The organism is Acidimicrobiia bacterium (assembly GCA_035651955.1).
GTDB lineage: Bacteria > Actinomycetota > Acidimicrobiia > IMCC26256 > JAMXLJ01 > JAMXLJ01.
The window spans coordinates 1-6789 of sequence record DASRES010000057.1 but is presented as its reverse complement, the minus strand read 5'-3'; the positions used below and the strand labels follow the sequence as shown (position 1 = coordinate 6789).

Genomic DNA, 6789 nt, shown 5'->3' with positions numbered 1-6789 from the left:
CCCGGGAAGAAGAGCGAGTTGAGGAACTGCGCATGCGTGTTCGTCTGGCGGTTCGCCCAGTTCGCGCGATCGAACTCGTCGAGGAACGCCCGCTCCCGGTTGAACGCCTGGATCACCGCCATCCCCGACACCGACTCGGCGATCTGCGCGGTCATCCCGGCGATCGTCTCACGGACGCGCAGGAACGCCGCATGCGACCGCACCTGGAACCACCGGGTGAGGACGAGCGTCGGCGGCAGGATGACGAGCGCGACGAGCCCGAGCTTCCAGTCGAGCACGAACAGGCCGACGATCGCCGCGAGCAGCGTGAGCGTGTTCACGACCAGCGTCGTCAGACCCTGCGAGAGGACGTCGGACAGCGCGTCGACGTCCGACGTGAGCCGGGCGATGATCCAGCCCGCCTTCTGCCCGCTGAAGTAGCGAAGCGACAGCGTCGTCAGGTGCTCGAACAGGTCGCGACGCAGGCCGAGCACGACGTCCTGCCCGACGCGGGCGAGCCCGCGCACGAGCGTCGTCTGCAGCACCCAGGCGATCGCGTTGATCACCAGGTAGATGACGACATCGCGGCCGAGCCGGCTGCGGTCGTGCGCCCGCATGCCGTGGTCGATCGCGTCCTGGACCACGAGCAGCGCGGTGACGGGGGCGGCGGCCTGGCAAATGCCGATGATGCCGAGCGCCGTGACACGCGCGCCGCGGCCGCGCAGGTAGCGCGTGAGGCGCGACAGGCCGACGCGGCGATGCGCGTGAGGCGGGCTCACGCGGCGAGCACCTCCTCGCCGAACAGCGTCGAGAACGCGCCGCTGCGCTCCAGCAGCTCGTACGGGGGCCCCTGCTCGACGATGACGCCGTCGTCGATCACCACGGCCCGGTCGGCGAGCAGGACGGTGCTGAGGCGCTGCGCGGCGACCAGCACGGTGCGGCCCGTGAGCGCGGGGCGGAGGTTCGTGATCAGATGCCGCTCGGTCTGCGTGTCGACCGCCGACATCGGATCGTCGAGGACGACCACGCGCGCGTCGGCGACCAGTGCGCGCGCCAGTGCGACGCGCTGGCGCTGCCCGCCGGAAAGGTTGACGCCGCGCTCGCCGATCAGCGTGTCGTAGCCGTCGGGCAGCTCGGCCGCGAAGTGCGCAACGCCCGACGCCTCGCAGGCCGCGACGACTTCGTCCCACGGCGCGTCCGGGCGGGCGGCGGTGAGGTTGTCGCGCAGCGGGATCGAGAACAGGATCGGCCGCTGCGTCACGATCGCGACCGCGGCGTGGAGGTCGGCGATCCGCAGGTCGCGCACGTCGATGCCGCCGATGAGCACACGACCTTCCGTCGGGTCGTAGAAGCGCGGCACGAGGTTGAGCAGCGACGACTTTCCCGCACCGGTCGGGCCGCAGACGGCGACGATCTCGCCGGGCGCGAGGTCGAGGTCGACGCCGGACAACACCTCGCTGCCGGTGCCGTACGAGAAGCGCACGCCGTCGAACGTGACGCCGACGTCGCCCGCGGGCAGCGCGCGCGGCTGCTCGGGCTCGGGAATCGTCTCGATGCCCCGGAGCCACGCGAAGCTGCGCGACGCGGACGCCGTCGCCCGCTGCGCGAGCGACAGGATCCAGCCGAGTGCCTCGAGCGGCCAGACCAGCTGCAGCAACAGCTGGTAGAAGAGGAAGAACTCGCCGTAGGTCAGCGTCCCGCCGATCACGTCGTGCCCGCCGAACAGCACGACCGCGCCGATCGAGAGCGTCGGCAGGAAGAGGAGACCGGGCAGGAACGCCGCCTCGACGCGCGCCTGGCGGAGGACGCCGTCGCGCACGGCCTCGGCCTTGGTCGTGAAGCGTGCCTGGACGTCGTCCTCGCGGCCGAACGCCTGCACCATCTCGATCCCGACCACCGCCTCGTCGGCGGCCTCGGTCACGTCGGCCTTGAGCTGCTGCACGTGCCGCGAGATCGGCATGACCCGCCGCGCGAACATGAACGCGAGCACCCCGACGAGCGGCATCGCCACGAGGGCGATCGCGGCGAGCTTGACGTTCACGAGAAACAGGACGACCGCAATCCCGAAGATCATCATCAGGGACTGAAGCCCCTGCGTCATGCCCCAGCCGATGAAGTAGCGGATCGGGTAGAGGTCGTTCGTCGCGCGCGACACGACCTGGCCGGTGGCATGCCGGTCGTAGAACGCGCGCGGGTAGCGCAGGTAGGACTGGTAGAGCAGCTCGCGCATCCGCCACTCGACGCGGATGCCGGTTCGCGACGTCGCGTAGCGGCGCGTGAAGTTGAGGAGGAAGCGCAGCGTCGCGAGCCCGACGACCGCCACGAGGTAGGGCCACAGCGCAGCGCGGTGGCCGTTCGTCGGGGCGATCGAGCGATCGATCGCGTGGCGGATGACGATCGGGATCGCGAGCGAGAGCCCGCTGTAGGCGAACGCGCAGACGAGCCCGACGACGACGAGCCGTCCCTGGTCGCGCCACAGCCGCGCGAGCCCCTTCGCGGTCGCGACGGTGCCGAGATCGGGAGGATCGACCGAGAGAAAGCGCCCGTTCACCTCAGCAAGCTACCAGCCGATCGTTAACCTGCTTACCTCTTTCGAAGCGGCAGGGTCAGGCGGGCTGCGGAAGCGGACCGCCGCGGCCGGCGCCCGCCGCCCGGCGCAGGCCCTTGATCGTCCACCCGCCCAGCGCGAGCACGATCAGCCCGGTCACGAGGAGGAGGAAGAGGAGACGACGCTTCATGACGCCAACCTACGACCTTCCCCGGACACGGGCATCGGCCCACGTGATGATTCGGCGTCGGCCTATGGAATGAAGCCCAGATCCTCCGGAAGCATCGACGTCGGGGTCTCGAAGAACGGGCCGGGCCCGTCGGGGTCGATCGTCACCGCGCCGTCGGTCGCGAAGAACGTCGCGATCTGGGCCTGGGCGGCGAACGCGAACGGCGCTCCCGCGCCGGTGATGTTGGTCAGGAACGTGTGTGGGTTCTTCGCGACAGCCGGGTTCGCGGCGAACGCGAGGTCGTTGCGGAACAGGGTCGCCCGTCCGGCGAGGTTCCCCGCACGGATCACGCGCGTCGCCGTCGGGTTCGGAACCGTCTGGTCGCCGCGCGCGAACTGGAAGATGATCGGCATCGAGATGTAGGGTGCGTAGCCCTCCGGGTTCCCGGCTTGCTGCGCCCACTCGGAGTTGTCGAGGTAGTCCTGGATCGCGGCGGCGCCGGGCACCGTGTCGACGACGATCGGCTGGTTCCGGAGCGGCATGTTCTCGTCGAAGTTGGTCAGCGTCGAATTCGGGACGGCGTTGTAGAGCGACGGTGTCCGCGAGATCAGGGCGAGCCCGACCAGCGGGCGGAACGACGGCGAGAGGCGCGCGATCTCGACGATCGGTCCGCCTGCGACGTTCGTGACGCCGGCGCGGATCGTCGGCTCGAGCCCGAGCAGCTCGACGCCGTAGATGCCGCCGAACGACTGCCCCGTGTAGTAGATCCGCGACGTGCTCAGGTCCGGCGAGCCGTCACCGTCGACGTCGACGCCGGCGTGCAGCACGTGGACGAGCTGCATCAGGTCGATCACCGTCTGTCGCAGCCCGTCGCTGTTCGACACGAGCGACTCGGCGCCGACCGCCGACACGCCCTCGGTCGAGTCGATCGTCCCGTTGCCGTCCTGGTCGATCCCGCGTCCGCCGGCGGGGAAGGTGACCGGCGCGCCGCCGGGCTCGGAGACGGTGTACGTCCCGAGCGGGCCGAAGCCGTGGCCGACGACGTTGATCGCGATCGTCGCGATCCCCGCGTTCGCCAGCGACGACGCGACGACCCACGGTGCGCCGTTCTTCGAGTCGCCGAACCCGTGCCCGAAGATCGCCACGGGCCAGCCGCCGTGCGGCGGCGGGCCGGCGGGCTCGAACAGCGTGAACTGAAGATGGTTCACGCTCTGGACCGCGGGCTCGCCGGTGCGGGTGCCGACCGGCGGGATCACCTCGTCGGCGTTCTCGTAGTCCGGCGACGCGTAGGAGCCGAAGGCGATCGTCCCGATCTTCCCCGGGAAGATCTGCGTGGCGGCGACCGGCAGCGCCGCCGGGGAGAGCGGTCCCGTGGTCGAGAGCTCGCGGTTCCAGGTGACCGCGAGGCCGGGCAGGTCCGGGAACACGGTGCGCGACCCGGCCGGGCCGAGGTCGAAGTCGACCGCCGGTGCAGGCGCCGAGAGGAGCTGGTGGCGGATCGTCTGCGAGATCGCGGTGACGCTCTGGGTCGTGAACAGGCTCAGGTCGGCGATCTCGGATGGAGTCGCCCCGCCGGCCCGCGCAAAGGGCAGCGCCGCCACGAGGAGCCTGTCATACGCCCGCTCGCCGGGGATCGACGTGTGGCCGAAGCCGAACGCGTGGATCGGGTTGCCGTGCGTGTCGTGGATGCCGCGCGTGACGACGAGCAGGTACGTCGTGTCCTGCGCGAGCTGGTCGTCGCTCTCGACGTAGAGCGTGTTCGTCGACGGCTCCCACACCGGCTGGTTGATGCCGATCGCGTGCGCATGGCCGCTCAGCGGGACGAGGAAGACGGTCGAGCTCGAGACCGTGCTCGGGTCGATCGGCCCGGAGAACGGGATGCGTATGCGCGGCTGGATGTTGAAACCGTCGAGGTGGTCGAGGACGGCGACGTCCGCGCAGTCGCTCGGATGCGTCGCGCAATCCGGCTCGGGCAGGTTCACGCGCAACCCGGTGAGCTGCGTCGGATCGAACGTCGTGTCGAGGTTGGTCGGGAACGGCTGGAGCGCGGACGTCCCTGCGAGTGCAGCGGCCGGAAACGCGAGCGCGATCAGCGTGACGACGACGCGGACGATGGTGAGCACGGCTCCCCCTTGGTCGCGAGTGACGGGCCGACGCTACTCCTCTTCATAGCGGCGGAGCGCGGGGAACGGCCGGTGCCTCTTTACCCGCGTTTTACATACCGCTCGCAGAAGCTCCACGGATTGGGCGGATCGTTCCGCGTGACGTGGAGGTCGTTCGAGCAGGCACTCGGATCGTCGCCGCAGCGGTCGCAGCGGCGCTCGTGACCGCCGTCGCGGCCGGGGCGGCGACCGAGGCCGCACCGACCGCGATCACCGGGCCGGTCACCGCGGTCGGGCCGACCACGGCGACGGTCGCCGGCACGGTCAACCCCGGCGGCGTGTCGACGACCTGGTACGTCGAGTACGGGACGTCGACGAGCTACGGCTCGAAGTCCACGGCCGAGAGCGCAGGCTCGGGGACGAGCGACAAGGCGGTCTCGGGCTCGCTCACCGGGCTCAACCCGGGGACGACGTACCACTACCGTGTCGTCGCGACGTCGACCGCCGGGACGGGCCGCGGTGCGGACGGCATCTTCACGACGTCCGCGCCGCCCGGCGTCGTCACCGGCACCGCGACGGGCGTGACGCCGAGCGCCGCGACGCTGCACGGCTCCGTCGACCCGAACGGCCGCGCGACGAGCTACTACTTCGAGTACGGGACGTCGACGGGCTACGGCTCCCGGACGTCGACGAAGAACGCCGGGTCCGGCTCGAACTCGGTCGCGGTGTCGGCGTCCGTCTCCGGGCTGCAGCCCGGGCGGACGTACCACTTCCGGCTCGTCGCGAGCTCGGACGGCGGCACGTCGAGCGGCGGCGACGCGGCGTTCACGACGACGGGTGCGCCGACGGCGTCGACGTCCGCGGCGAGCTCGATCACGCCGACGACCGCGAAGCTCAACGGCACGGTCAGCGCAAACGGGCTGACGACGACGTGGTGGTTCGAGTACGGAACGACGACCGCGTACGGGTCGAAGACGCCCAGCCGAAGCGCCGGGTCGGGGACGAGCGCCCAGAAGGAAGCCGCGACGATCACGCGGCTCAAGGCGGCGACCGTCTACCACTTCCGCATCGTCGCGTCGAACAGCGGCGGCACGACACGCGGCGCCGACCGGACCTTCTCGACGTCGCTTCCGCCAGGCGTGCAAACCGGGGCTGCGCAGAGCATCGGGCCGAGCTCGGCGACGCTCATCGGCTCGGTCGACCCGCGCGGGCGGTCGACGACCTGGTGGTTCCAGTACGGGACGTCGACGTCGTACGGGAAGCAGACGCCGACGCAGAGCGCGGGATCGAAGGCCGGCGCGCGCAGCGTGAGTGCCGCGCTGCAGGGGCTCGTCGCGTCGACCGTCTACCACTTCCGGCTCGTGGCGAAGAACGATGCCGGGACGGCGGTCGGCCCCGACGCGACGTTCCAGACCGCGGGCGTCACGCTGGCGGTGCGGGCGCGCAGCCTCGTCTTCGGCCGCACGATCCTGCTGTCGGGCGCCGTCCCGACGCGCGAGGCCAACGCGCCGGTGACGATCTACGCACTGCCGTACGGGCAGTCGTCGGCGCACTCGATCGCCGTGGTGCTGACGCGCGCAGACGGGACGTGGTCCTACCTCGCGAAGCCGACGATCGGAACCGCGTACCAGGCCGGGTGGGGTGGAGGGACGACTGCACCCCTGGGGATCGGCGTGCATCCGTCCGTCAAGCTCGCCCACACGCGTCGCGGCGCGTTCCTGACGCGCGTCACGGCGGCGCACGGGTTCTCGCGTCGCGTCGTCCAGCTGCAGCGGCGTACCGCGGCGGGCCGCTGGGTCACGATCAAGCGCGTGCGGCTGGGCACCCGCTCGCGCGCGGAGTTCAAGGCGGTCCTGCCGCGCGGCCGCTCGGTCGTGCGCGTCGCGATCAGCGTGAACCAGGCCGGCGCCGGCTACCTCGGCGGCGCGAGCCGCGCGATCGTCGTCCGCCGCGGCTAGCGATCCACGCCACCGCTCATAGGATGGCGCCGT

Annotated in this window: 5 protein-coding genes; 1 reads left to right on the top strand and 4 read right to left on the bottom strand. The window is 71.1% G+C overall.

What is annotated here, in order from left to right; all coding sequences use genetic code 11:
• The 4 genes from VFC33_12880 to VFC33_12865 form a co-directional block, all read right to left on the bottom strand.
• On the bottom strand, positions 1 to 758 hold a 758-nt coding region (locus VFC33_12880; GenBank protein HZR14132.1), incomplete at its 3' end, for an ABC transporter transmembrane domain-containing protein.
• Positions 755 to 2530, bottom strand: coding sequence for an ABC transporter ATP-binding protein (locus VFC33_12875; protein HZR14131.1), 1776 nt, complete (start codon positions 2528 to 2530; stop codon positions 755 to 757). The genes VFC33_12880 and VFC33_12875, both read right to left, overlap by 4 nt.
• A gap of 55 nt (positions 2531 to 2585) precedes the next feature.
• Entirely contained in the window at positions 2586 to 2717 is a 132-nt protein-coding gene (locus VFC33_12870) for a hypothetical protein (GenBank protein ID HZR14130.1), read from the bottom strand.
• 62 nt (positions 2718 to 2779) lie between these two features.
• Positions 2780 to 4819, bottom strand: coding sequence for an Ig-like domain-containing protein (locus VFC33_12865; GenBank protein ID HZR14129.1), 2040 nt, complete (start codon positions 4817 to 4819; stop codon positions 2780 to 2782).
• Between the two features lie 143 nt (positions 4820 to 4962).
• On the opposite strand from VFC33_12865, the gene VFC33_12860 reads away from it, so the two are divergent.
• Positions 4963 to 6756, top strand: coding sequence for a hypothetical protein (locus VFC33_12860; GenBank protein ID HZR14128.1), 1794 nt, complete (start codon positions 4963 to 4965; stop codon positions 6754 to 6756).
• The last annotated feature ends 33 nt before the right edge of the window (positions 6757 to 6789 follow it).

Excerpts from the sequence above, each read along its gene's own strand:
- VFC33_12870 (HZR14130.1), bottom strand. The coding sequence starts at position 2,717 with ATGAAGCGTCGTCTCCTCTTCCTCCTCCTCGTGACCGGGCTGATCGTG.